We start from the raw sequence: 26,749 nt of genomic DNA, 5'->3' as shown, positions 1-26,749 counted from the left end.
TTAAAACGGGAGCTTTTCGTCGGTATTTAGAGTTAAGTTTGGATTTTTCTTAAGTATGTTAAGTGGAAAAGGAATAATATACAACCTGGATGTAGGCAACAGTGTATAGGTTTGTTGCGGAACTGTTTTGTTCACCAATGGATACTTACGCACTACTGTTTTTGCGTATTCAGGTTCAGTGTTTAAGCGTTTTAAATCCATAAAGCGGTTAAAGCCTAAAAACAATTCTTTTCTGCGTTCATTGATAATAATATCCATGGTTTCTTTTCGGGTTGCAGGTACCGGAAGGATAATGTCGCCCGAAAGGATGCGTTTTTCGCGGAGTTTATTCACCACTGCCATGGCGCCGGCTAAATCGCCTTCCCTGGCCAAACACTCGGCTTGCATTAAATATACTTCGGTAGTTTTTAAACCAACGGTTGGGTAAAAGAATCTGGTGTAAAAAATGCTGTAATATGCTGAGTTTGATCCAATATCAAGAAAGCTCGCGCTTGTGGTATTAAAAAACATATTAAAACGTGCATCATTAGTACCAAATAACTCTCTCAATTCCGGGCTGATTATCCAGGTATAACCAAAATTGGTTTCATTATACCCCTGGATATACATATAACTTAGTACTTCAGGATTATTTGGTGCAATGATTGGTGTAACTGACGGACCACCTTGTTTTGTAGTATAGTTAACCAGATCAAAAATCTGGTTATTGTAACCAAGCGACTTTTCGCAAGCTTGTTTAGCCTGTGCAATTTCCTTTTTAAATAAATGTACTTTGGCTTTTAGTGCCCAGGCAAAGGCCAGTGATGGATGATAAGGATCTGCTGGTTGTGCCTGAAGGTATGGAAGCGCATCATCGATATCCTTTTGAATGAAATTATACACTTCCGCTACTGATGATTTAACAGGTTGTGCCTCTAAATCATATTTATCCATGATACAAATCCCGCCATCGGTTGCTGCAGTTGCTGCGTTATAGGCTTTGGCATAAACATTTACCAGCAGAAAGTGATCAAATGCCCTTAAAACTTTAGCCTCGGCCTTAGCTAAGGCTTTTACGTTATCGTCTCCTTTACTTCCATCAACTAATGAGATAATGGTGTTCCAGCGGTTAATATAAACGTATGAGCGATCGTAAAAATTAGATGAGGTAATCATCGAAACACGATCGATATTCTCGTTAAAACTAAAATGTACGGTATTGATATTGGGTGTAACACCGATAAAATTCGATTCTTTCATCCACATATCATCTACCAGATACTGAAAATTACTGATGAGATAAGCACGGTTAGGATAAGATACCAGCTCGTAGTAATCTTGAGCGTTTTCTACCAGTAATGAACCTGTTGGAGTAAGATCTGTATATTTTTTACATCCTCCCATTAAAATAACGGCCAGGAACGCGATAATAGTTATATTCTTTTTCATCTTATTAAAAGGTTAGATTTAAGCCAAACACAAATGATTTAGGATTTTCAAGTGTTCTGGTACCTGTAAGTCCTGAGAAAGATTCCGGATCGATATCATCTCCGGCAGCGCTGGCGTACCATAAATTATTTACTTGTGCAGTAAATCTGGCTGACGGAAGTTTGAATTTCCCGATCATGCCTTTGGGCAAATTATAGGATAAAGAAATGTTTCTCAGTTTGATGTAATCACCTTTCACTACATTTACATCAGCTGCTTGCCACATGGTATTAATGGTACCGGCACTGTTGATTAAATTTTCAGGGTAATCTACCAGTAAACGGGGAACAGCAGGTGTATTTCCATTTTTGAAACGCTGGGTAATGTTCTCATCGGTTACATCGTAAGCATTGATATTCGTTACATCTCTTCTAATAACGTTACCTCCCGAAAATACCAGTAAAGCACCCAGTTCGAAGTTTTTATAAGAAATACGTTGTGAAAATGAACCCGTGTAAGTTGGGGTTATGGTACCCATGTTTACCAAACTTCCAAAATTGTTGAAACTTTTTATGCTTGAAACAATAGGGTTTCCACTGGCATCAAAATCAATACTGGCCTTTCCATTCTCATCTAAAAAGTATGGGTAACCATTTACCATACCTCCATATCGGTAGGCATATAAAGTGTTATAAGCAGTACCTTCTATGTAATATAATGCTGGTGAGGCAACATAATTACCAGCCTGCGAAATTGCACTGTTTACCTTGCCAATCCGGTTTCTGTTAAAACCAAGAATAAAGGTCGAACTTAAAGTCAGGTCACCTGCCCTTAACCAATCGCCTCCAAGTGTGAATTCGATACCACGATTAATTAATGTACCGTTATTAATGGCTCTTGATGCCGCACCTACGGTAGGATCTAATTCGACATTAACAATAAGATCGGTGCTCTTTTTATAGTAAACATCAATACTTCCCCTTAAGCGGTTAGATAAAAATGCGTAATCAATACCACCGTTATAGGTTTGGGTTTTTTCCCAACGTAGTTTAGGGTTGGGTAATGAAACGATATCAATGTATTGTAACGATGGAAAAAGGTTATCACTTTTTCTTCTGGCGGTTAAGTATTTAGGACTTTCCGAGTTCTGATTACCATTAACCCCGTAAGTAGCCCTAAGTTTTAAAAGGTTAATCCATTTCTGTTCCTGAATAAAATCTTCGTTACTGGCATTCCAGCTCGCACCAACAGACCACAACGGACGGTTTTTATATTCGGGATCTACCCCAAAAAAATCAGCCTGATCTACTCTGATACTACCCGTAATGTTATATTTATTTAAATAGGTATAACCGGCATTGGCATAAGTTGAAAGATTTCTGTGCTTGATTTCCGTTTGTGTCCTTCCTAAAACGGATAACGTTCTGTTCCCTCCAAATATGTAACTTGGTAAGCCGGTTTGACTAACCGCTTGCGTGTTAATCAAAGTAGAGGTAAGCGTAATCGGATCGTAACCATATCTCAGGTCTTCAATACCACGAGGTGAAAATGTTTGGCGCATCTCGAAACCGGCAATAGCCGAAATGGCATGTTTTCCTTTATCAAAAGTGCGATCGAAACTCAATTGGTTCCTGAAAGTATAGCTGTTGTTACTTTTTTCTAATTGTCCGTATCTTCCGCCGGTAGGGAGTCCGAAAGTATAAACATTTGTTGTTGATGTGTAGCCAACAAGCGAATTATATGCCGAACGCATCTTGTACGAATTTACATCATAATACTGATCTGACTTGGTGGATGTATTTTCGAACTGCAACTGACTTGACAAACTAAGGCCTTCCATTAATTTGGCCTGCACATTGGCAAAGCCTCTCAATGCAATTTTGGTTTCATTAATCTGTCCTTCATTTAAGGATTCGAGTATATTAAAACGATAGGAACGATACTGTGCATTATTTTTAAGCGCAGCCACAACTGCCCCGTTTACAGCAGATCCGGCAATACCATCAGGTAAATTCACATAATCGGCATATACCAGGCTGCCATCAGGGTTAACGATAGAAGCATAACGAGGCTGAATTCCCGTGTAAGCATCATAAGATCCATCTGTTGAAACTGATTTGGTGTAAGCGCCGTTAAAACCTAGTGTGGTAGTTAACCATTTATTTACGTTATAGGTATTTTTAAAATAAATGTTCAGCTTTTGATCATTGTTGTTGATTACCTTTTGAGCAGAATTATCTAAATTTACTGAAGCGTAGGTATTTGATTTTGCGCTTGAAGAACTAAATGAAAGGTTATAACGCTGACGAAATGCATTTTGCCATACATTATCACGGTATTGTGCATAATAATCGGCATTTCTCCAATTGGCCAATTGTTGGTTAACCTGATCTTCAGTAAGCTTACCTGCATCTCTGTCGCGGTACAATTGGTAAAGCGGACTGTAATATTTAACTGATCCATTAGCCACTGTACCGTAAGCATTAAACATAGATTCGGTTGTGGTATAACGGGCGCGTTCTTTATTGTACACGTCAGTTTCCAAATCTAAAATATCTGAAGTGGAGGCATAATGCATTGAATTAAATCTGGGTTTGGTATCGATAAAGAAATCGGTATTTAATGAAATTTTAACAGGCCCGTTTCCTTTTTTTGTGGTTAATACAATAACACCATTAGCAGATCTTGAACCGTAAATAGACGAAGCAGCAGCATCTTTTAAGACCGTTACCGATTCGATGTCATAAGGATTAATATCTTCAAGGGCAGTTTCAGAAGGTAATCCATCAATAACAATTAAAGGATCGGTTCTAACGCCAGTTGTGTTAATGGAAAAAGTTCCTCTTCCACGAATAACCTGCTTATCGGCACCTAATCCAAACGGATTTTTATCATAAGCCAAACCAGCCACACGACCTTCTAAAGCGGCCAGGATATTGGTATTGATCTGCTCGTTGAGTTTTTTATTGTCTACAACAGCAAATGCTCCGGCATTTCTTTCAAGAGGAAGTGTTTGAAAACCATTTACTACCACCTCTGCCAGTAAAGAAGCATTGGCACTTAACCGAACGGTTACTACCTTTAAGGCAGCTGTACGGTCTAAACGCTGTGTTTTAGACAGATAACCTACATAAGCAATTTCGAGGGTATTGTACTCGTTGGTTAAATTAATGTTGAAATGGCCATTGCCATCGCTGGTGGTATACTTATTGGTGCCTTTTAACTTTATTGAAGCACCTGGTAATGGCGACCCCAAACTATCGGTTACCATTCCATGTAAAATATATTCCTCTTCGGTAAAAGCATTTGAGGCTTTTAAAACAATCGTATTGTTATTAATTTCATAATCGAAAGGTTGATCTTTGAAAACCGTTTCGAGTACCGTTTTTAAGGAGTTGGTACTAATTTTAGCCGTAACCGGTTTAGCCTTTTTAAGGTATTCGGCATCGAAAATAAACTGGTAATTACTTTTTTTGGCAATTTCTGCAATTACCCCGTTTATGGGCGCATTATTGAAAGAAAAAGTATAAGTTGCAGTTTGTGCCTGCGTGGTTTTAAGGCCAAATGTAAGCAAAAACAGCATTACAAAAGCCATAACCCTATTAAGTTGAAGGGATGATTTCAATTTAAAATTCTTTAAAGTTTGTTAGTGGTTGTTGATAAGGCGGTAGAGATGTTTTGGCGTAAAGCTTACTTCATTACGGTTACCCTCCTTCCTTCGATCTTAAATTTAAGGCCACTGGTTGTCGATAACATGTCGAGTACAGTAGTCAGGTTTTCCTGCATGTTTATACGGGCATAAATGCGTTTTTCGGGGATTGATGTATAATCTACATCCAGCTGGTACCAGCGGCTAAGGCGTTTCATAACCACAGCAAGTTCTTCATTTTCGAAAGCGAAAAATCCCTGCTGCCAGGCGGCCATATCAGAAACATCAACTGTTGATTTGCTTAACTGGTTGTTTTGGATTAAAGCTGCTTCACCCGGATGTAAAATCAGGTTAGCATTGGTGTTAACATCCAGGCAGTTTACCTTGCCTTCTAATAAAGCGGTGCTGATAAAATCATCGTCAGGGTAAGCCGAAATGTTAAATTTCGTTCCCAATACCGTAATTCTTTCCCTTCCGGATGAAACTATAAAAGGATGTTCAGCATCTTTGCTTACTTCAAAATAAGCCTCTCCGCTTAAAGTAACCCTTCTTTCAGACTGGTTAAACCCAATTGGGAAAGTTAAGGTAGAACCTGAGTTTAAAACTACTTGTGTACCATCAGTCAGCGTAACTTTATATTTTCCGCCCAATGGGGTTGTAATGGTTTGTAAATAACTGTTGGTGTCTGAAACGGTATTTACATGCGTATATACAATACGATCGCCTGCAAGTTTGGTAATTTGCACACCATTAATCGTTGCAATGGCCTGGTTGGCTAAAGTATCAAGGTTAATTTCATGGCCGTTGCTCAATTTAAGGGTTGCCAAACTTCTGCCAGGCAAAATATCAGCCTTTTTAAATAAATAAGTATAGCCCAGGTAACCGATAGACAGTACCACTAAAATACTTGCAGCGATTTTAAGCAGCGATTTAAATGCTGGCTGCAGCCTTACTGTTCTTGGTTTTTCGTCAGCAGCATCAATACTAGCCGAAATAATATGATGTATATTGTTTAAATGCCTGTCCAGGTTTTCGTTCCCATCGTACTCATCATCGACATCTAGTAACTCCGCTTCAATAAGCAATTCCAAATCGGCACTGTCGGCCACATTAAAATAATCGAGCAGCTGATTAAGTTCAGCTTCGGTTATTTCGTTGCTTAAAAAACGGATGTAAAGGTCTTCTATTTGCGGAGTTATTTTCATCTTGCTTTGTTAGGTATACGCAGCAAAAGCAGAAACACACTACTCCAGAAATAAAAAAAATAAATTATTTATTTAAATGCAGTGCAATTGCGAAAATCATGAACTCCTTCGAATGGAAAAACACGTAATCCCTCATACTTTTGGTAGCTTTTACCAGTTGGTTGCTTACCGTTGAGGGACTGATGTTTAATATGGATGCGGCTTCTTCGTAACTCTTCCCCTCTATGCGGCAAAGCATAAAAATCTGTTTTCTTTTTTCCGGTAACCGGTCCAAAGCCAGATTTAGCACTGCCCTCCGCTCTTTATTAAGCAAATATTCTTCGGTTTCGTTGTACAACTCCGAATAATGATCAATCAGATATTGTCGCATTTTGGCATCTTTGGCCAGCAAACGGTAATGATCGTAAATGCAGTTTTGGGCAATTTTGTAAATCCAGGCCTTAATGGGCTGGTTCTCGTCAATGAGGTCGCGTTTTAGCCAAACTTTTAAAAATACATCTTGCAAAAGTTCATCTGCTACTTCCTGCACTTTTACCATTTTTAGAATCCGCAGGTAAAGATTGCTGCTGTAGTGGTGATAAATTTCGTCAAAAGCCGGCCTGTTTCCAGATTTTAATAAGGAAATAGTTTCCGGGCCAACCTCCGTGCTTTTGTTCATTAAATCTTTAACCTGTTTGGTACACAAAAGTACGTATAAAATTGCAAAAGCTTCTATTTTACAGGCTTGCAGCTATATTTTAACAGTTTAGAAAGGATTTGTTACTCTATTGGCCACAGATTTACAGATTAAAAAGAGCAATTAATCTGCAAATCTGTGGCTTTTAAATTAGTGAAGTAATTATTATCTCGTTTCAATCACTACTTTACCACCGTTTTTAAATAAATCGTGCGAAATAAAATACCCCTCGTTTGTTTTACCATCAACCTTAATCTGGCTAATGCCTCTTCCCTTTCCGGGTTTACTAATGGTTAAGGTTTTCCCGCTACTGGTTTTCCATTTCACTTCATCAAACAAAGGTGCGGTTACAATATATTTAGGATCAGTAGCCGAAAAGGGATAGATACCTAAAGCAGTGAATACATACCAGGCCGACATTTCGCCTGCATCATCCATACCCGATAAGGCTAATCCATCGTTGCCTATGCCATACAATTCATTTAAAATCTTGTCGATTATCTTTTGCGATTTTTCCGGCTTGCCAATAAAAGTATAGGCAAATGGTGCCTCATGGTCGGGCTGGTTACCTTGACAGTACTGGCCAATCATGGTTTCTACGTTACGCGCAATGTATTTCGGGTTCCATGGTACGGTAAACAACGAATCTAATTTCGATTCAAAACCAGCAGCTCCGCCATATACTGCAATTAAGCCCGGCATATCATGCGGTGCATAAAAAGAAACCTGCCAGGCATTGGCTTCGCGGTACATGTATTCGTAGTATGGGTATTGCGGGTTAAACGGCGTAATCCAGTCGCCATTTTCTAACCTGCCGCGCATAAAACGGGTAGCGGGATCGAACATGTTTTTATAGTTTTTAGATCGCGCCATTAAAATGCGGTAATTGGCCGTATCGCCCAGTTTCTGTGCAATTTGCGCCAGCGAGTAATCATCATAAGCATATTCGAGTGTTTTAGAAACGCCTGCTTTGGCTTTGGTTTCTACATGTGGATTCTTCACATCCGGATCAGAAATATAGCCCTTTTCAATGTATTCTTTAATAAATGGCCTGGCGCCACCCGCAACATTGGCATTCCGCAATAAAATCTGATAAGTAGCCTGGATATCAAAATCATCAATACCTCTTAAATAGGCACCTGCTATAGATGAAGCTCCGTGGTCGCCATGAAAAAAAGTAGGGATAAAACCTGTTTTCTCGCCCACATCTTTCATCGATTTAATTACATCTAAAGTTACTTTAGGCGTAATTAATCCTAACAATACATCCTTGTTACGGTAAGTATCCCACAATGAAGGCTCCGTATAATACCTGAAATTGCTTTTTACGATCTGACGTTTGGCGTCTTTGTATTCGCCATTTACATCGCTGCGCAAGGCCGGCCATAAAAACGAACGGTATAAGCTGGAGTATAACATTTGTTTTTGCTTGCTGGTACCTCCTTTTACTTCAATATTCGATAACAAGTTCTCCCAGGTACTGGTGGCTTCGTTACGGATTTGCGCAAAGGTTTTCTGGCCAACTTCCTGCTCCAGGTTTTGTTTGGCATTGGCTACACTCACAAAAGATAAACCTATTTTTAAAGTTACGGGTTCTTTACCTCCATCAGCCAGGTGTACAATCGCATAACCCGAACGTTTGCCTTCATCGGTAATATCCAGTTTATCAATCTTGCCATTTAATATTGCGTAGAAATAAACATTCTCACCTCCCTGAAAGCCTTGTATAGCCGATGGGCCATCTTGTGCAATATTCCAGGTATTCACGCCACTATTGGCTTTACCCATGCTAAAAAGGATCTGTCTGTCGCTATTGTCCTTGTAAGTATATTCGTGAAAACCACATCTTAAAGTCGAGGTAAGCCTAACATTTACCTGGTAATCATCCAGATAAACCTGATAAAAACCTGGTGCAGCGCTCTCTTTCTGGTGCGAAAACTTTGATCCAAATTTACCGGTTGGTTTAGATAAAGGTAAAATAGGCAAATTACAGAGGTTCCAGTGGCCTTTATTGGTGTGCGCAAAACCGTAAATGGTATCGTCTTCATATTCGTAACCTGCACCCGAGCCAAATTCAGTTATCGGGCTCAATTGCACCATGGCATTGGGCAATGAACTGCCCGGGAAAGTTAGACCTGCCCACGATCGCCAGCCTTGTGGTAATTCGTAACCCAGTATTTTAGGATCGGTTAAAGGTGCTGTACCAATAAAGGTATTTACATATTGGGTTAATTTGGTTTTGGTTTGAGCCTGGGTTTGATACGCACCCAGCATACTCAGCAATAAGAAAATGTTTAAAGATTTGGTTAGGGATTTCATTTTACATAAAACGTTTTAGTGTGTTGTACCAAATATAGAAAATCTATAAGGTCCATCAACAAAATATCACAATAGTTACCAAGTAAATTATAAGGCCTTATGCTTAAATAGCTGAATAATATGCCAAATATCGGGATGCTTTATCGGCTGGCTTTTCATGCCTCCTATGCTATTTTATATATCTTTGGTTTACACACTAATCAAATAACCACCATGCTTTTTAATTACAGGCAAAACCTTGTTTGCACTTTTCTTTCGTGCCTACTCCTCCTCTGTTTCACCAACCGGCTTTTGGCCCAAAACAAAGAAAATTCAGCTTTCACCATGTGGGATAATAAACCTGCAAAAAAATGGATGACAGAAGCCTATCCTATCGGCAATGGCCGCATTGGCGGGATGATTTTTGGCGGTGTTGAACAGGAACACATTCAGTTTAACGATAACACATTATGGACTGGCGATGAAAACGACCGGGGCATGTACCAGGCTTTTGGCGATCTGTTTATTGATTTTGAAGCCAAGGGCGGGCAATTTGAGAACTACACCCGCAAACTCGATATCACCAGGGCAGTTCATACCATTAACTATACACAAAATGGTACACAATTTAAACGCGAGTATTTTTGCAGTTTTCCGGATAAAGTAATGGCGTTGCGTTTTACAGCTAGTCAGAAAAAGGCATATTCAGCTGTTATTAGCTTGAAAAATGCACATCAGGGTACAATAACAGCCAACGGAAATACCATTCAGTTTACAGGTAAACTACCCAATGGCATGACTTATCAAGCTACTGCGCTGGTTAAAATAGAAAATGGAAAGCTCGAAACGGTAAAAGATGGCGATAATGAAAAATTAAAAATAACAGCTACTGATGGCTTTACCATCCTTTTTACTGCCGCTACCAATTACCTCAACAAGCGCGAACAAAAATGGAAAGGCGAAGAACCCGCTCCTAAAATCGAACGTGTTTTAAATGCGGTTAAAGCCAAAAGTTACGATAACCTTTTAAAGGCACACACCGAAGATTACAGCCGCTTATACAGCCGCCTTTCTATTAACCTGGGCACCAGCGATGCAGCTAACCAAAAGCTGCCAACCTATCAAAGACTGATCAATTATAAAAAAGTTGCAGATCCGGCGCTCGAAGCTTTAATTTTTCAATACGGCAGGTATTTATTAATCAGTTCTTCAAGGGCAGGAGGCTTACCAGCTAACCTTCAGGGCCTTTGGAACGAGAGCAATACCCCACCATGGGGAAGCGATTACCATTCCAACATCAATATTCAGATGAATTACTGGCTGGCAGAACCAACCAACCTTTCAGAGTGCCAGATTCCTTATCTCGATTACATTAACAGCATGCGCGAGGTAAGTGCCATGCATACCCGCAAGCAATATCCCAATACCCGCGGCTGGACCGTAAAAACCGAGAACAATATTTTTGGCGGGATGAGCTTCTTGTGGAATACCCCTGGAAGCGCCTGGTATGCGCAAGCCCTTTGGGAACATTATGCCTTTACACAGGATAAAACTTACCTGAAAAACTTTGCTTACCCGATTATTAAAGAAATTGCCGAATTCTGGGATGATCACCTTAAAAGACGCCCGGATGGTACTTTGGTTGCCCCTATGGGTTGGTCGCCGGAGCATGGCCCTACCGAAGATGGGGTAACACACGATCACCAGATCATTTACGATTTATTTACCAATTACATCGAATCGGCTGATATTTTAGGCATTGATCAGGATTATAAAAAACACATCGCCGATTTAAAAGCGCATTTATTGAAGCCAAAAATTGGTAAATGGGGGCAATTGCAAGAGTGGGAAACCGACCGCGACGACCCGAAAGATCAGCACAGGCACATTTCGCATCTTTTTGGTTTGCACCCGGGCAGAGAAATCAGTACCATTAAAACACCTGAACTGGCTCAGGCCGCTAAAGTAAGCTTAACTGCCCGTGGCGATGAATCAACCGGATGGTCGATGGCCTGGAAAATGAACTTTTGGGCACGTTTACAGGATGGAAATCATGCTTACAAGATTTTACAGAACTTTATCACACCTGTAGGCGGTTCGGGTACCGATTACAACAAAGGTGGTGGTATTTATGCGAATCTGTTTTGTGCACATCCGCCTTTCCAGATTGATGGAAACTTTGGTTATACGGCCGGCATATCTGAAATGTTGCTGCAAAGCCAGGCCGACGAATTACAGTTCTTACCTGCTTTACCAGATCAATGGAAAAGCGGCGAAATTAAAGGTTTAAAGGGCCGTGGTAATTTCGAAATCACCAACCTGCAATGGAAAGATGGTAAAGTTGTGGCTTTATCAATTAAATCGTTATCAGGCGAAAAATGTATCGTAAGAAGTCCAAATCAGCTTAATGCAAAAGGGATGAGTGAAGAAAAATCGGGTAAAGATTTTAAGTATAGTTTTAATACCCAGGCTGGTAAAGTGTATCAATTTACCCAAAAGTAAGGTAAGGTTTCAAAACCTGCCCTTACAAAGGGCATAAAAAACAAAAACGGGGACTTTCTTCTTTCGATTAAGTTCCCCGTTTTCTAACTTTAAAAGCAGCCATAGCTATTTTTAAAGCATCTAACACTTGTTACCTTGATTTTTCCGTTACCGTTAGGTTTTGCAACTTTTACGATTCGTGAAAATTTATTTCCAGCTCTTCTGTCCGTAAACTTCTTAGCTTTCAATAATCTCTGTTAGGTCTGTGCGGTTTTCTCATTGGCCAATCTCTCGATGGCAATGTATATTCTTACTCGGTTTAACCCTTTCTGAAACTAACCGTTACCTTGTAAACTATCCGAAATCTGTCACCTCTCGGTTCTTTATTTCTTTTGGATTGTTTTATCAGAATTCAAAGTACTTCGTATTTGATATAATCTAATTTAGGTGTTAATCCATTATCTGTCAAGAAAAAACAATGGTTTTTATACACAAAGTTTTCAACCTGAATATCCTGTTTATCAACAATTTAAAACTATATAAAACTTATATTTCAGGCTGCAAAAGCACTTATTTTTAGGTTATTAACATTTGCCGCATTTTCGGTTATACACAAAAGCTATCCAACTGAATATCAAAATCTTGCATTTTTTCTGCTTAAAATCATAAAAAAACCAAAAAACTTAATTTTAATCTCAACAAAAAGAATAGCTATTATGTTATTTTTGTAGTATGCAGATCAGGCAACCCATCCGAAACATACAAGACTTTTTGCTGAGTACGTATTTTGCCGACGGCCTGCGCATTACCATTGGTGTACTGCTCCCTTCTTTAATATTTGCACAATTTGGCATGCTTAAATATGGCATGACTTTATCACTGGGTGCTTTATGTGTAAGCGTAGTTGATAGTCCGGGGCCAATGGTACACCGGAGAAATGCCATGCTGATTACCACGGCACTCATTTTTACCTTTTCAATTATTACCGGGCTCACCAACAAAAACCATTATTTTATTGGCTTTTTACTGGCTATATCGAGTTTTATATTTTCGATGTTTTACATCTACGGCCTTCGTGCAGCTTCTGTGGGTACGGCAGTTTTGTTGATCATGGTACTCAGTATTGATGATATCAGGCCATGGCAGGAAGTAATGCTTCATTCGGCATTGGTTTTGGCCGGAAGTTTATGGTATACAGGCTTAAGTTATCTGGTTTATCGCCTGCGCCCTTTCCGCCTGGTTCAGCAATCGTTAAGCGATTCGATTATTGAGGTTGCCGAATTTTTAAGGGAAAAAGCCAAATTTTACCACCAGAACAATAACTACGAAAAAACGTATGCCGACCTGTTACAACTCCAGGTATCGGTGCACGAAAAGCAGGATGCCGTTAGGGAGTTGCTTTTCAGAACGCGCGAAATTGTGCGCGATTCGACACCGGAAGGTCGCTTTTTGTTATTGGTTTTTGTAGATATGGTCGATCTTTTTGAGCAGGTAATGTCAACCTATTACAACTATCAGCAATTGCACGATCAGTTTGATAAGGCCGGGATCCTGTCTGATTATGAAATGGCCATAAAACGCATTTCTTATGCTTTAGATGATATTGCCTTTGCATTGAAAAGTGGTGGTACACCGGTTGTTTCCAAGCGTCTGCTCATTGAAATAGAGCGTTTAAAAATCAAAATCAACCACCTGGAAAAGAATAACCAAAATCAGGAATACAATACACTGGGTATTATAGCGCTGAAAAATATTGAGGTAAATATCGAGAATATCCTTTCGCGTGTTAAAACCATTTTCAGTTATTTTAAAGTCAGGAATAGTAAAGATATTCGTCAGGCAGAGGTAGATACCGAAAAATTTATTACCCGCCAGAAGTTCGATTTTAAACTGTTTACAGAGAACTTAACCTACAGCTCTTCTACTTTCAGGCATTCGCTACGCGTTACTGTGGTTATGCTTCTGGGCTTTGTGGTATCGCTGGCCTTAGATTTCTCGCACAGTTACTGGATTTTACTCACCATCCTGGTGATTTCCAAACCAGGCTTTAGTTTAACCAAAGAACGCAATTACCAGCGTTTAATTGGTACCACGGTGGGTGCATTTGTGGGGATGGGTGTGCTTACCTATATCCACGACCGCAATACCTTATTTGTGATCCTTTTGATTTGCATGATTGGCTGCTACAGTTTTCAGCGTAAAAATTATGTAGTAAGCGTACTTTTCATGACGCCCTATATCCTCATTCTCTTCGATTTTTTAGGTATGGGATCTATAGCCCTGGCCAAAGAACGGATTTACGATACTTTTATCGGCTCGGGTATTGCTCTATTGGCCAGTTATTCGCTTTTCCCTACCTGGGAGTACGAAAACCTGAAGGAGGCCATGGTCGATATTTTAAAAGCAAACAAGACGTATTACGATCAGGTAAAAAAATTGTATTTTGAAAAGAGCTACAACCGCACCGATTATAAACTGGCGCGTAAAGAAGTGTATGTGAGTACGGCTAACCTGGCTTCTTTGTTCCAGAGGATGTTTTCTGAACCCAAAAGCAAGCAGCTTTTTATTAAAGAAGTACACCAGTTTACGGCTTTAAGTCACCTGCTGTCTTCGTATGTAGCTACGCTTTCGCTTTACAATAAAGAGCACGAGTTTATTTTTGAAAGTTTTGATCACTTAAAACCTATAGCCAACAATACCAATTACTTGTTGGATACAGCAATTGAAAATCTCTTGCAAGGTACAAGCACTATCGACAATGTACCACTAATTAGATTGAATGACAATGGCTTAAGCGCAAAAAAAGGCGAAGATCTGGTACCAGAACAGTTCGATCTGATCCAGAAAGTAGCATACGACATTTATAAGCTATCGGTTAAAATAAAGCTGTAAGCCTTATTTAATCAGGCAGGCATTAAAAGGTAGTGTATAGGTTTCTCCGTTGTCCAGTTTAAAAGTAATCTGACCATCACAACTCAGATTTTTAGCTATAATATCACTTGCATTGAAAATAACAGGATAAGCTTTTTGCTCCGGATTGTCTGATTGGATTAAATCTGTTCTAACACCGAATTTAAGTTTTACCTCAACCCCTCCTGCTTTAAGCGATATTTTTTCGATCTTACTGAACTTAGCTTTGGTGGTAAAATCAAGCATCAAATTGCCCGGTGCCTTCACAGCATCACTAAAAAGACTAAAGGCATAATAGGTTTTACCCTCGCGGAAATACTGGTAATCGATATTCTTTTTCTGGCTATAAGCAGTGTTGGCCAGCACGAGGCCAAACAGTAAGCATATTAAGGTTTTCATACATTAAAATCTGGGGCAAGGCACTTTAAACCCTTTAAAGTTATTATGCCGGTATATAAAAGATAATTCGTAAGTGCGTGGTGTGGCATTTAATAATTTACTGCCATACACCGTATAGTTTATACCAGCACTAATATTGCCAACGGCTGCCCCCACGTAAGGGAAAAAAGAAGCTTCATTAAATTTATACCAAAGCCCTAAGTTGAGTTTTACTTTGGTTTCTTCGCCAGGTTTTAAACCCAGTACCGTGCCCAAAATCGCATCTTTATTTTTATTCTGCACGTTGTAAAGCCCAGTAATGTTTAAATCCGCATAATCGTTAAGCAAATAAACCATGCCCAGATTAACGGTACGGCGGGCGGCAACAAACTCGCGGCTGCTGTTGAGCAAGGCATCTTTAGGCTTTGTTAAATGATATTGCGCATAACCACCGGCAATGCTCAACCTATCGAAATTTGCCGAAAAGTTAAGCCCGATGTTCACATCGAAATAAGCTGTTTTATCGTTTTTTAAATCGAGATAATTGGGCATGGAACTATCGAAACCACCACCATCGTATTGCGAAGCAAAGGTAAGTTTGTTATAATCGAGGTATTTAGACACATAGGCAACTTGTGGTGCCAGTCCGAATTTGAATCGGTGTTCCTCGTCAAAATACTGGTAATAGGAAACACTGGCACTGAGATATTGTGATTTTAAAGCTTTGTTTAACGATTCATCAAACAAGCCGCTTACACCGATACTAAAATAATTATTGGTAAAATTCTCATCTTCAAGCAATTTTATATCGCCCGAAACACTGTAAGTATTATAAGGATCGCCGAGATTGCCCCATTGCTGCCGGGTATTAACCGCAATCCGGTAATCGCCATCAAAAAAACCTGTAAAAGCCGGATTGAGTGACAGTGGCGCAGCAAAGTACTGCGAAAATTTAGGGTCTTGTGCCGAACAACATACAGTAGCCAAACACAAAAGAAAAGTTATCAGGGCTTTGTACATCATAATATCAGAATCGTTTTTCCTGTTGATTGAATTTTCCCACCGAACAGATCAATGCCTTCTGCAAACCACGAAAATGTTTCTAAAGGTTGCATTTTACTCTTAAACTGTCCATCCCAACCGCCATTGGCTAAAACCGCGCTCTCATAAACCAAAATGCCCCATTTGTTGTAAACTCTGAAACTGGTTAGCTGCTTAACATTTACCAGGAAAGGATACAAACGGTTATTGGTTTCTTTTTGAGGTGTAAAAGCAGTTGGTACGATAATTTTAGGCTGTGGCAAAACAGTTACGGTAATCGGAGCGCTGCTGGTGCAGCCATTTGCACTTTGTATGGCCACATAATAAACTCCTGCCCTGTTTACCCTGGCAGGGTTTTGCAAGGGATGTTTCAGGTACTGATCTTCAAAATAAGTAACTTTTACAAACGGGCTGCTTCCGCGGGTAATTTCAGGTACCGTTAAGTCTATAAATTCATTATCAAAAACGGCTCTTGGTGCGTTTAAAACGAGTTTTGGTGCTTCGTTATACTTTACCACAATTTTGGCACTACTAAAGCAACCACTTTCGTTGGTGGCTTTTACATAGTATGTGCCTGGTTTGGCAATTGCTTTGGGCGATGTAAGCGGACTGCTCAGCGTTTCATCGTTAAAAAAGGTATAAGTAAAATGGCCATTAGCTTCGGTATACAATGCCGGATTGGTTAAATCTACTTTATCGGGATAGCAGGCCGTAGCAGGCTGGTTAATCGTAAATACCGGAGGATTACTTATGGTTACCGCTATTTGGCCGCTAACGATACAACCTGCTGCACTAACTGCTTTTACATGGTAAGTGCCTGATTTATCAATTTTCGAGGGATTACTTAAAATTTTGGTTAAAGCCTCATCTTCATAAAAGCTATATTGGAATGTAGCATCGCTGCCCTCAAAATTATTTATGGCTGTAAGATCTATCTGGCTGCCCTGGCATACCGCTTTTGGATTGGTAATTTTAAGTATGGGTTTCTCCTGAATGGTAACCTCTACCGGAACAATCTTACTACATCCAAACTGATTTGAAAATTGAATAAAATACCTGCCCGAAACTTTAATATGTTGCGGATCGGCTAATACCTGTGTTGCAGCTTCATCAGTATAATAGGTTTTGGTAATACCCGCCATTTCGCCCACAACCAATTCGTTCTTCGTAATATCGACACTTTCCGAATAACAAACCGCAGCCGGATTGTTTACCGTAATGTTGGCTACTTCATATACTGCAATATCGATTGGTACTATGCTTTCACAACCTTTATTATTCGTTGCCTTAATGTAAAAGGTCTTGTTGCCTGTTATTTTAACCAAAGACCCAATTTGTTTGGTCAGGTCTTTATCTTCGTAAGCCAGGTACGTAAAATCAGCTGATTTGTTTAAAATATACTTTTCGCTAAGCAGATCGATTTCACTGTTCTGGCAAACCACATCCTTGTTTAAAACCTTCAAATCATAATCAACACCTTTTATTACGGTACTGATGGTACTTGGACAACCGAAACCTGCATATGGAACCAGATCTAAAACAATCTTCGATCCATCGGCTGGCTTTGGTTTAATGCTGATGGATTGTCCGGTGCCATATTTAACAGATCGGTCGGCATTGTACCAGTAATAATCCTGAAAGCCACTTGGTCCTGATATATTTAAGGCATCGGCACTTTTGCAGTAGGTACTGCCTGCTATCGGGCCGCCACAAACATTGTTAATGTCTACATAAGCATAACCAAAATGACCTCCCCTGGCACAATCGGTACTGATAAATTCTATTAGTAATTGCTTACCCTGATAACCAGACAAGTTAATGGTAACCGGCGACCAATCTTTATAAATTACACTTTCGTATCCCTCCGCTTTTTTGAAGCCCGGTAACGATGAAGTAGCCACGTACTCGAAAGATACGCAAGGAATATATTCGTCTTTTTCTACGTCTTTTACGCGGGCAATAAAGCGTGGTTGCTCGTAAGGTTCATGATCCGGATCTTCTAATACTACGGCGTACTGATAAGTTAAGGTAAAGTCTGGCCGGTCTGCAGGCACAGTCATCAGGTAAGAAATACCATCTACCTGGCTTCCGGTACCGTTATCGCCTATTTTAGCTACAAAATTACCACCTGAAGGTGGAATCAGGCTAAAGCCTCCGTAAGCATCAACCAGATTTTTTTTACTGATAATGGTATGCCTTCCGGTTGCCGGTTTAGCAACTTCGTTTAGGGTAAAAGAAGTTTGATTGTTCTCCATGCTTAACACGCCGGTAAATAGTTTCCAGTTCTGAAAATTGCCATTTTCAAAACCGATATTCTCCGGACAGGATTGCGCATAAGATTCGGTTGTCATAACAAAACTAGCTATGAACAACACCAAAAACAACCTATAAATCAAACTTGGGACGATTTTAAATAGTTACTCCATAAAAATATTGTTTTAGTATAACCATAAACATCATGTCAGTTTAAAGTCATTGTTTTTTACACGAAACCAGAAATGGCTAAAATTTACTTTTGCAAGTATCTTTCTACGAGAAACCACCTAACACAAAACAAACCACTGTATACAAAGCATTTACGCATTAAAAAGGAGATATACAACATTCTCAAAACCTGCTTAACTGCGAACTTTAGCGATGAAATTTTATTTCAATGATTTATTTTTTTACATGAATCAGCAAAAAACATTTGGTGAAGATTATTTTTTACCAAAAAATAAGTACTAACTACATAGACAACATATAAAAACAAAGACTGCAAAGGCATTGTTATCTCTAAATCAACTAAGAGAAAATGATGGAAAAATTGTATACAGCTGAAGTAACAGCTACAGGAGGAAGAGACGGTCACATTAAATCGGCTGATGGAATATTAGACTTTGATTTAAGAAGACCAAAAGAGTTAGGCGGGCAAGGTGGGGCAACCAACCCCGAAGAATTATTCGCCGCAGCATGGGGGCCGTGTTATTTAGGAGCCTTAGGTTCAATTGCCGAACGCGAAGGCGTAGATGTGAGCGAAGCCAATGTGAAAGTGCTCGTTTCGTTTAATAAAGATGGAAACGCATTTGCACTTTCTGCCGATCTGGATGTACATATTCCCGGAATATCGCACGAAGAAGCGCAGTTACTGGCCGAAAAAGCGCACAAAACATGTCCGTATTCTAAGGCTACCCGAGGAAATATAGAAGTTAGGGTAACTGCGGTGTAGGTTCTTTGATAAATGTATAGAATAACCGTTATTTCGAGAAGTCAGTTTTAGAAAAAACACAGGAGTTAGAATGATAGGATCAGCTTTAAGAGATCGTCATTTCGAGCGGAGTGCAACGGAGTCGAGAACCCGAAGGCTCAGCGAAGCTAAATCTGTATAGATAGATTTCTCCGTTTCGCCGCCGGAGAAACCGGCTGGCTACAGTCGAAATGACGATCTTACTACTGGGGTTGTCATTAGCAAAGGAACCTGGAAACACTTAGTGCTCAAGAAAATAACTTAAAAGTCAAACATATCTCAATGACCTATTTACTGCATTAAAAATGTCAGTCAAGCTGGCAATGACAATCCCTTAAAAGGAACATTTAAATGTTTTTTTCCAAAAAAAAGATCCCGATTAAAAATCGAGACCTTTTTTTTATATCGAATGATAACAGCCTATTGATGAATATTTAAATCATACCAGATAGTAACATCTGACATCATGAAAATAAATTAAACTGCTTCTTCTTTAACCAAAGTATTCGCCGGACGACCATTTTTGAAAGCATCGCGGGTTTTTAATCCCAATAACTCAAACATGGCCATATCATCAACAAAAGCCGGGTTAGGCGTAGTTAACAATTTATCGCCGGCAAAGATAGAGCTTGCACCCGCCATGAAACAGAAAGCCTGCTCTAAAGTGCTCATTTCATTTCTTCCAGCCGATAAACGTACTACTGAATTTGGCATTACAATACGTGCAGTGGCAATCATTCTTACCATATCCCAAATGGGTACACGCGGCTGGTTTTCTAAAGGTGTTCCTTTAACTGGTACCAAAGCATTAACCGGAACAGACTCTGGATGAGTTTCCATGTTAGATAAGGTCTGCAGCATCGAAACGCGATCTTCAACGGTTTCGCCTAAACCAATAATTCCACCACTACATACTGTTAATTTAGCTTTACGTACATTATTAATGGTATTTAAACGGTCGTCGTAAGTTCTGGTAGATATAATACGTTTGTAATCATCTTCAGAGGTATCCAGATTGTGGTTATAAGCATATAAACCGGCATCAGCTAAACGCTGTGCCTGATCTTCTGTAAGCATACCCAATGTACAGCACACTTCCATATCCATATCATTAACAGCTTTAACCATATCAATAACACGATCAAAATCGCGGTTATCGCGCACTTCGCGCCATGCAGCGCCCATACATAAACGTGATGCACCACCCTCTTTTGCTTTAACAGCAGCACTCACTACCTGGCTTACCTGCATCATGGGCTGTACTTCTACATCGGTATGGTAACGGGCGGCCTGCGGGCAGTAAGAACAATCTTCCTTACAGCCTCCGGTTTTAATCGAAATCAATGAGCTTACCTGAACCTCATTGTAATCTTTATTTGCGCGATGTATGCTTGCTGCTTCGTAAACCAGATCTAAAAATGGTCTATTGTAAATTTCGTATATTTCTTCTTTTGTCCAATCGTGTCTTGTCGTTTGCATTCGGATCAGGATTTGTTTAAGCTATAGTAAAAGTTTGCTGGCTAAACCTAGAATTAACAGGAAGCCAAAAACATCGGTAAAAGTAGTAATAATTATAGATGATGCAATGGCAGGATCGATACCTACCCTTTTTAAAATTAACGGGATACCGGCCCCGGTGATACCTGCAATAATCAGGTTCCCGGTCATTGCCAGGAAGATAACCAGACCCAACATTGGATTTCCATCAAAAAAGAAAGCAAAAATAAATACGATTAAACCGTTAGCAGCACCATTGATTAAACCTACCGTGAACTCTTTTAAAACAGTGCGGTAAGCCTGCTTATCGGTCAAATCGTAAAGCGAAATACGCCTTACGGTTACCGCAAGTGCTTGCGTAGCGGCATTTCCACCCATTCCGGCAATAATGGTCATATAGGCGGCTAGTGAAGGGATTAATTTAATGGTTGGATCGAAATACCGCACTACCGAAGAGGCTAGAAAAGCGGTACCCAGATTAATGATGAGCCAGGGTAAACGCGATTTTACCGCCTCAACCCAGTTACCGCTCAGTTCCTCATCTTCCGATACCCCCGAAATTTTAAGGATATCTTCGGTACTCTCGGCCTCCATTACATCGATTACGTCATCGAAAGTTACTCTTCCCAGTAGTTTCTGGTGATCATCTATTACCGGAATACTGGTTAAATTATATTGCGAAATCAAATTAGCCACCTCTTCCTGATCGGTATCGGGGTGCACATAAACGGCATCAACCTTTACCAGTTCGGTTATCTGGGCATTGTGCTTAGCCTTGATGATATCTTTTAGCGATACGATGCCTTTAAAAATCGCTTCATCATCAACCACGTAAATGGTATAAAACTCTTCCATTTCTTCGCTCTGGCGGATAATTTCATCGATAGCATCTTTTTTAGTAAGGTTAATGTTTACACAGATCAGCTCCGTGTTCATTAATCCCCCCGCTGTTTTCTCGTCGTAGGTTAACAGGTTCCTGATTTCGGAAGCATGGTCATCTTCCAGATCTTCGAGAATTTCTTTCTGCTCGTGGTCTTCGAGCTGCGAAATAATGTCGGTAGCATCATCGTAATCAAGCTCCTCAACAATTTCAGTACGCTTATCCGGATGCAGTTGAAAAAGCAAATCCTCGGGATGTGACTCTTCGTCCATTTCCGAAATAATTTCGGATGCTGTTTCAGCTGGCAACAAATTAATGATATGCTGCTGTTCTGATTTATCTAACCGCTCAAATAAAATCGCAATTTCTGAGGCATGGTATTCTGCCAAAACCTCCATCAAAACCTCATCACCGGCTAAAATTGCATTTTTAACCTTCAGTACGTCGCTTTTATCTATTTCGAATGACTGCATTTGTTGCCTAACCTAAAACGCCCTAAAGCTACAATTATTAAAAATGTATATTGCAAAAATCGACTATTAAGTCAATCATTCAGCATAATTAAAATTCTGACATTTTACCTTCTAAATCCATCTTAGCATGTAAAATCCTGGCTATTTCAATTTCTCTGTTTTCCATTATTCGATAGAAAATGATATGTTCACCAGCTTTGATTCCAAATATATCCTGATTTGTTTCCTTGTAATTCCTTCCAATCTCTGGTCTTTCAACAATCTGATCGCAGAATCCCATTAGCAGTTTATAATATTTGTCTGCTTGTTTTTCAGACCAAACATCATAAGTATAATTCCAAATTTCACTTAAATCTTCAAGTGCTTTATGACTAAGTGAGAACTTAGCCATTTTTTCTCTTTTTGGCTTTTAACATTTCAAGATGTTTTTTCGGATCAAAATCTTTTACCACACCACTATCAATTCCAACCTGAAGTGCTTCTCTCAAAATTTTAATCTTATTTTCTTCTTCTTCCAATAATCTTAACCCTGCGCGAATAACTTCACTTGCATTCTTAAATCTTCCTTCAGAAATTCTTTCATCAACAAAATTTTCAAAATGATCTCCTAAAGCCATTGATGTATTTCGTCCCATAGTTTTTATATTAAAATATGATTAAAGTTACCAAAAATTGGTACATTTTAAAAATAAAAAATTATTTAAACCAACCCTTGCGCCAAAAATAAATCACTTGCAGCAAGGCAATTACCAGCATCACAATCCACGTCCATGTATAACCGTGCGGACTGTATAGTTCGGGCATATTATCGGGCAATACCTTGCCTGTAGCCGGATCTTCTCGACTAAAGTTCATGCCGTAAATACCTGCAATAAAGGTTAGCGGAATAAAAATAGAGGAGATGATTGTCAGCACTTTCATAATCTCGTTCATGCGGTTACTGATAATCGACAGGTTCATATCAATATTGGCAGAAGCAATCTCCTTTAGCGATTCGATAAAATCAATAATCTGGATGCAGTGATCGTAAGCATCTTTCATATAGGTTTTGGTCAGGTCAGAAATTAATGGACTATCAGTTCTGATAATATCGTTCAGTTTATCACGCTCTGGCCAGGCTACCTTTCTGATGGTAATCAGCGAGCGTTTAATCCCCTGTGTATCGTACATGATCCGCTTATCCGGATTATCGAAAAGGCGGTCTTCAATCGCATCCAGCTCCTCGCCCCAGAAGTTTAAAAGTGCAAAATAGTTATCTACAATCACATCCATAATGGCATACATGAGATAACTACTCCCGCCTATCCTGATATTTCCCTTACCTACTTCCAAACGTTTGCGTACAGGCTCAAAACAATCAGCATAAGTTTCCTGAAAAGTAATTAAAGTCCGTTCAGAAAGGATAAATGAGATCTGATCGTTATTTAAAACACCCTCATCATTTAAATACAGGTGCCGGCTAACCGAGAAAATATATTTATCGTTGTCGTATTCATCTAATTTCGGGCGCTGGTAAGAACTGGTAATATCTTCCAAAACCAAACGACTGATATCGTATTTCGAATATAAAGTTTCGAATATCGCGGGGTCGCCCAATCCCTTAATATCAAACCAGTAATTAAAATCTTTGCTTTCAATCAGCTTATCAATGTTATTGATATTATCCAACTCTACTTTCTTATAACTTTTCTCATTATAAGTATGCAGCACGATAATTGGCTTTAAAGCATCTTCATCAATGGCGTATAAGCCCGGACTGGTGCCCGGTGCTGGCACTTTGTAGTGCTTATGCCTGTTACGTGGTTTGTTTTTACCCATAATTATAAATATAACCGGGCCTGCGGGCCTTGATTGAATAACAAATCAACGATGCTTAAGTTGGGTAAAAATTGATGCCTGTCTTCAAAAACCTGATAATATGGCTTGTTATTTACAATATCTTCTTCCTTTTTCGGGCTCATCATTCCCCTAAAATCAAGCTCAGAAGGCACAGTATCACAATATTCTGAGGTGGTATTCATTACAAGGGGCAGTTTGAGTTTTTTATTCAGCCATTCTACCAATTCGAGGTTATAATCAAACAAAAACTCAAATTTTTCATGATAAAAGCGCGATAATTCATCTTCATAATATTCAAAATAAGCCGAACTTCGGTAGCAGCCTTCTAAACTAAGCCAATGTAAACGCTGCCATTTAAAATCGTAGCTAATGCGCACATCTTTCATTTTGGTATGCGTTTTCGAACCTTTAACCACCGGAACGGTCAGATCGAGCTTTCCATTTGGCGAATAAATGCTGGCCCGGTTCCGGTACGTTTGCTTGGTTAAATGTTCGTGTTTTTCTATTAAAAAATCGCCCCCTAACTTTTGCAATAAACTAAAATAACCAACTGGCGGGAGATAAAATAATGGAAGTATAGCTGTATTCTGCATTTGAAAATTTATGTTTGTAGCTGAAACGTTTAAAAATAATGATTAAAAGAGGAAATTCACATCCTGGTGTATTTTTATATACCCGGCTATAGCAATTGTTCCCCCACTGCTTTTTTCTGCAAGATTACTACATTATCTGCTTTATTGTGCCATGGCCTCAGAAAAAAGTATAGCAAATAGCTCCTATTTTTAAATTTATCGATATAAACAAACAGATGATTTGGCCTAACAGCCATAAAACGGAAATTTAACCCCGAAATAAAAAGAATGAGTCCTTCAGTAGCCGTTGTAATTTTAAACTGGAATGGAAAAGCATATTTAGAACAATTTTTACCCGGAATTTTACAGAGCAAGTACGATAACCTACAAATTATTGTAGGCGATAATGCCTCAACAGATGATTCTGTTTCATTTGTGCAGGAAAAATTCCCCAGTGTTAAAATTATCCATAACGAAATTAATTATGGCTTTGCTGGTGGTTACAACAAGGTATTGGAACGCGTTGACGCCGATTATTTCATTTTGCTCAACTCGGATGTAGAAGTTACGCCCAACTGGATTCAACCAGTGATTGATTTAATGGAAAGCGATGCTACAATTGCTGCTGCACAGCCAAAAATTAAATGGTACAACGACAAAAACCAGTTCGAATACGCTGGGGCAGCTGGTGGTTATCTTGATATTTATGCCTTTCCGTTTTGCAGAGGCAGGTTATTTAATGTATACGAACAGGATAATGGTCAGTACAATGATGCCAGGGAAGTTTTCTGGGCAAGCGGTGCTGCCTTTTTCATTAAAAGTAAATGCTGGAAAGAGGCTGGCGGATTAGATGCCGACCTTTTTGCACACATGGAAGAAATTGATCTGTGCTGGCGCCTAAAAAACCTGAATTACAAAGTGATGTATTGTCCGGATGCTGAAGTTTACCATGTGGGTGGTGGCACTTTACAAACTGAAAATCCGTTTAAAACTTATCTTAATTTCAGGAATAACCTGATTATTATGCAAAAAAACTTGCCTGCAGGCGACGCTGTTTTCAGGATTTTTATCAGGATGTGCATTGATTTTGTGGCCTGGTGGCACTTCTTACTGAGCGGAAAGCCCAAATTTACCATGGCGGTAAGTAAAGGACACTGGCATTTCTTAAAATCGCTTGTTAAAACGAATAAAAAGCGACGGGCATTTCAAAAACCTTATGCCACACATCAGGGTGTATTTAACAACAGTGTAGTCTGGGCTTTTTTTATCCGGAAAATCAAATACTTCTCAGGCTTATTTTAACCACAGAGCACACTGAGCAGGGCACGAAGCGCACAGAGTTAAGTATATTACTATTCTGGTTAATGTTAAATATCATAAAACTCCCTGTTACTCTGTGTAAAGCTTTGTGACCTCGGTGGTGAAAAAAGCTCCAATAAAAAAGCATGGAGCATAGTGCTAAGCATATATCAATGCAGTAAAAAACATCAACTATTTTAAAGATTCTTCAATCGATTTTTCCACCCAGTTTACCGTACTTGCCCCAAGCCCCAGCGTGCTGAATTTAATATAGCCCTTTTTATCAATCACCACGTGCGTAGGATAGCCTTTTACGCCATATTTGCTGGCAATAGAACGCCCGCCGCTGATAATGTGATAATCAAAGGGTGTTGTTTTTAGAAAAGGCTTAAGCTCATACTTTTCATCCAGAGCTATCGCAAGAAAAACTACATCCTTGTTGTCTTTATATTTCGCCACAATCTCATTCAAATGCGGAATTTCGGCCTTACAGGGAGGGCAATTGATAAACCAGAAATTAATTACATAAACCCTTCCGGTACTATCTTTCAGGTTATATTTATTGCCATCTATATCGCTGGCCTTAAAGCCATTAAACAACTCACCTTCTTTAAAAGATTCGCTTTCGCGCGGCCTGGGCATTCTATTCATATAAGCTGCTTTCTGGTCGGCAGAGAGTTCATAAATCAGGTATTCCTTTTCGCCTCTGTCGGTAAAGGTTTTTCTATCCTTTATCCCATATTTACCCGATTGCATCAGCTTTTTCCAGGCATTGTAGGGATAAACCATCCCGTCTTCGCCCCGTATAACCGATTGTTCGTTAAGGATAGTCTTTTGGGTAGTAGTTTCCTGAGCCTGTGCAAACAGACTTGTAAAGAGAAGAGCAGTTAATATTAGATATTTAAACATATTATTTTT

At 39.4% G+C, this 26,749-nt stretch carries 19 protein-coding genes; 4 read left to right on the top strand and 15 right to left on the bottom strand.

What is annotated here, in order from left to right:
• The 5 genes from OC25_RS01720 to OC25_RS01700 all read right to left on the bottom strand — a co-directional run bounded on the left by OC25_RS01720 (position 1) and on the right by OC25_RS01700 (position 9,256).
• A complete protein-coding gene (locus OC25_RS01720) occupies positions 1–1,428 on the bottom strand; it encodes a RagB/SusD family nutrient uptake outer membrane protein (protein WP_039471069.1) in 1,428 nt (475 codons plus the stop codon).
• A gap of 4 nt (positions 1,429–1,432) precedes the next feature.
• Positions 1,433–5,002, bottom strand: a complete 3,570-nt coding sequence (locus OC25_RS01715; RefSeq protein ID WP_245221848.1) for a SusC/RagA family TonB-linked outer membrane protein — start codon at positions 5,000–5,002, stop codon at positions 1,433–1,435.
• Between the two features lie 95 nt (positions 5,003–5,097).
• Positions 5,098–6,261 (bottom strand): FecR family protein, encoded by a 1,164-nt coding sequence (locus OC25_RS01710; RefSeq protein WP_052265874.1) that lies wholly within the window; start codon positions 6,259–6,261, stop codon positions 5,098–5,100.
• Positions 6,262–6,325: 64 nt separating this feature from the next.
• On the bottom strand, positions 6,326–6,919 hold the full coding sequence (locus OC25_RS01705; RefSeq protein WP_039471606.1) for an RNA polymerase sigma factor: 594 nt from the start codon (positions 6,917–6,919) through the stop codon (positions 6,326–6,328).
• Between the two features lie 183 nt (positions 6,920–7,102).
• Entirely contained in the window at positions 7,103–9,256 is a 2,154-nt protein-coding gene (locus tag OC25_RS01700) for a GH92 family glycosyl hydrolase (protein WP_039471067.1), read from the bottom strand.
• Positions 9,257–9,580: 324 nt separating this feature from the next.
• Between OC25_RS01700 and OC25_RS01695 the strand changes: the two genes are divergently transcribed.
• Both OC25_RS01695 and OC25_RS01690 read left to right on the top strand, forming a co-directional pair.
• On the top strand, positions 9,581–11,737 hold the full coding sequence (locus tag OC25_RS01695; RefSeq protein ID WP_082018491.1) for a glycoside hydrolase family 95 protein: 2,157 nt from the start codon (positions 9,581–9,583) through the stop codon (positions 11,735–11,737).
• A 711-nt stretch (positions 11,738–12,448) separates the two neighbouring features.
• On the top strand, positions 12,449–14,608 hold the full coding sequence (locus OC25_RS01690; RefSeq protein ID WP_039471066.1) for an FUSC family protein: 2,160 nt from the start codon (positions 12,449–12,451) through the stop codon (positions 14,606–14,608).
• Positions 14,609–14,611: 3 nt separating this feature from the next.
• Here OC25_RS01690 and OC25_RS01685 read toward each other — a convergent pair whose 3' ends face one another.
• From OC25_RS01685 to OC25_RS01675, 3 genes are read right to left on the bottom strand one after another with little or no spacing between them, the layout of a single operon-like run.
• Entirely contained in the window at positions 14,612–15,025 is a 414-nt protein-coding gene (locus OC25_RS01685) for a hypothetical protein (RefSeq protein WP_039471065.1), read from the bottom strand.
• A gap of 3 nt (positions 15,026–15,028) precedes the next feature.
• Positions 15,029–16,027: a PorP/SprF family type IX secretion system membrane protein gene (locus OC25_RS01680; RefSeq protein WP_082018470.1), complete on the bottom strand. Its 999-nt coding sequence runs from the start codon at positions 16,025–16,027 to the stop codon at positions 15,029–15,031.
• Positions 16,024–18,396, bottom strand: a complete 2,373-nt coding sequence (locus tag OC25_RS01675; protein WP_039471063.1) for a hypothetical protein — start codon at positions 18,394–18,396, stop codon at positions 16,024–16,026. Before OC25_RS01675 ends, OC25_RS01680 begins: the two co-directional genes overlap by 4 nt.
• Before the next feature lie 446 nt (positions 18,397–18,842).
• Between OC25_RS01675 and OC25_RS01670 the strand changes: the two genes are divergently transcribed.
• Entirely contained in the window at positions 18,843–19,253 is a 411-nt protein-coding gene (locus OC25_RS01670; protein WP_039471062.1) for an organic hydroperoxide resistance protein, read from the top strand.
• Positions 19,254–19,748: 495 nt separating this feature from the next.
• On the opposite strand, the gene bioB is transcribed toward OC25_RS01670, so the two are convergent.
• The 6 genes from bioB to OC25_RS01640 all read right to left on the bottom strand — a co-directional run bounded on the left by bioB (position 19,749) and on the right by OC25_RS01640 (position 24,553).
• A complete protein-coding gene (bioB, locus tag OC25_RS01665; RefSeq protein ID WP_039471061.1) occupies positions 19,749–20,750 on the bottom strand; it encodes a biotin synthase BioB in 1,002 nt (333 codons plus the stop codon).
• A gap of 21 nt (positions 20,751–20,771) precedes the next feature.
• Positions 20,772–22,121 (bottom strand): magnesium transporter, encoded by a 1,350-nt coding sequence (gene mgtE, locus OC25_RS01660; RefSeq protein ID WP_039471060.1) that lies wholly within the window; start codon positions 22,119–22,121, stop codon positions 20,772–20,774.
• An 88-nt stretch (positions 22,122–22,209) separates the two neighbouring features.
• Complete coding sequence (locus OC25_RS01655; protein WP_039471059.1) at positions 22,210–22,512, bottom strand: type II toxin-antitoxin system RelE/ParE family toxin; 303 nt, start codon at positions 22,510–22,512, stop codon at positions 22,210–22,212.
• Positions 22,505–22,756: a type II toxin-antitoxin system ParD family antitoxin gene (locus OC25_RS01650; protein ID WP_039471058.1), complete on the bottom strand. Its 252-nt coding sequence runs from the start codon at positions 22,754–22,756 to the stop codon at positions 22,505–22,507. Before OC25_RS01650 ends, OC25_RS01655 begins: the two co-directional genes overlap by 8 nt.
• Positions 22,757–22,817: 61 nt before the next feature.
• A complete protein-coding gene (corA, locus tag OC25_RS01645; protein ID WP_039471057.1) occupies positions 22,818–23,939 on the bottom strand; it encodes a magnesium/cobalt transporter CorA in 1,122 nt (373 codons plus the stop codon).
• Positions 23,940–23,941: 2 nt separating this feature from the next.
• Positions 23,942–24,553, bottom strand: coding sequence for a WbqC family protein (locus OC25_RS01640; protein WP_039471056.1), 612 nt, complete (start codon positions 24,551–24,553; stop codon positions 23,942–23,944).
• A 267-nt stretch (positions 24,554–24,820) separates the two neighbouring features.
• Between OC25_RS01640 and OC25_RS01635 the strand changes: the two genes are divergently transcribed.
• Positions 24,821–25,834 (top strand): glycosyltransferase family 2 protein, encoded by a 1,014-nt coding sequence (locus tag OC25_RS01635; RefSeq protein WP_039471055.1) that lies wholly within the window; start codon positions 24,821–24,823, stop codon positions 25,832–25,834.
• Positions 25,835–26,023: 189 nt separating this feature from the next.
• Here OC25_RS01635 and OC25_RS01630 read toward each other — a convergent pair whose 3' ends face one another.
• Positions 26,024–26,740 carry a TlpA family protein disulfide reductase gene (locus OC25_RS01630; RefSeq protein WP_039471054.1) on the bottom strand — a complete coding sequence of 239 codons (717 nt, stop codon included), beginning with the start codon at positions 26,738–26,740 and terminating at the stop codon, positions 26,024–26,026.
• Positions 26,741–26,749 lie beyond the last annotated feature (9 nt).

This window comes from Pedobacter kyungheensis, from assembly GCF_000812965.1.
GTDB lineage: Bacteria > Bacteroidota > Bacteroidia > Sphingobacteriales > Sphingobacteriaceae > Pedobacter > Pedobacter kyungheensis.
The sequence above is the reverse complement of the archived record's forward strand: the minus strand, read 5'-3'. Positions and strand labels throughout refer to the sequence as shown.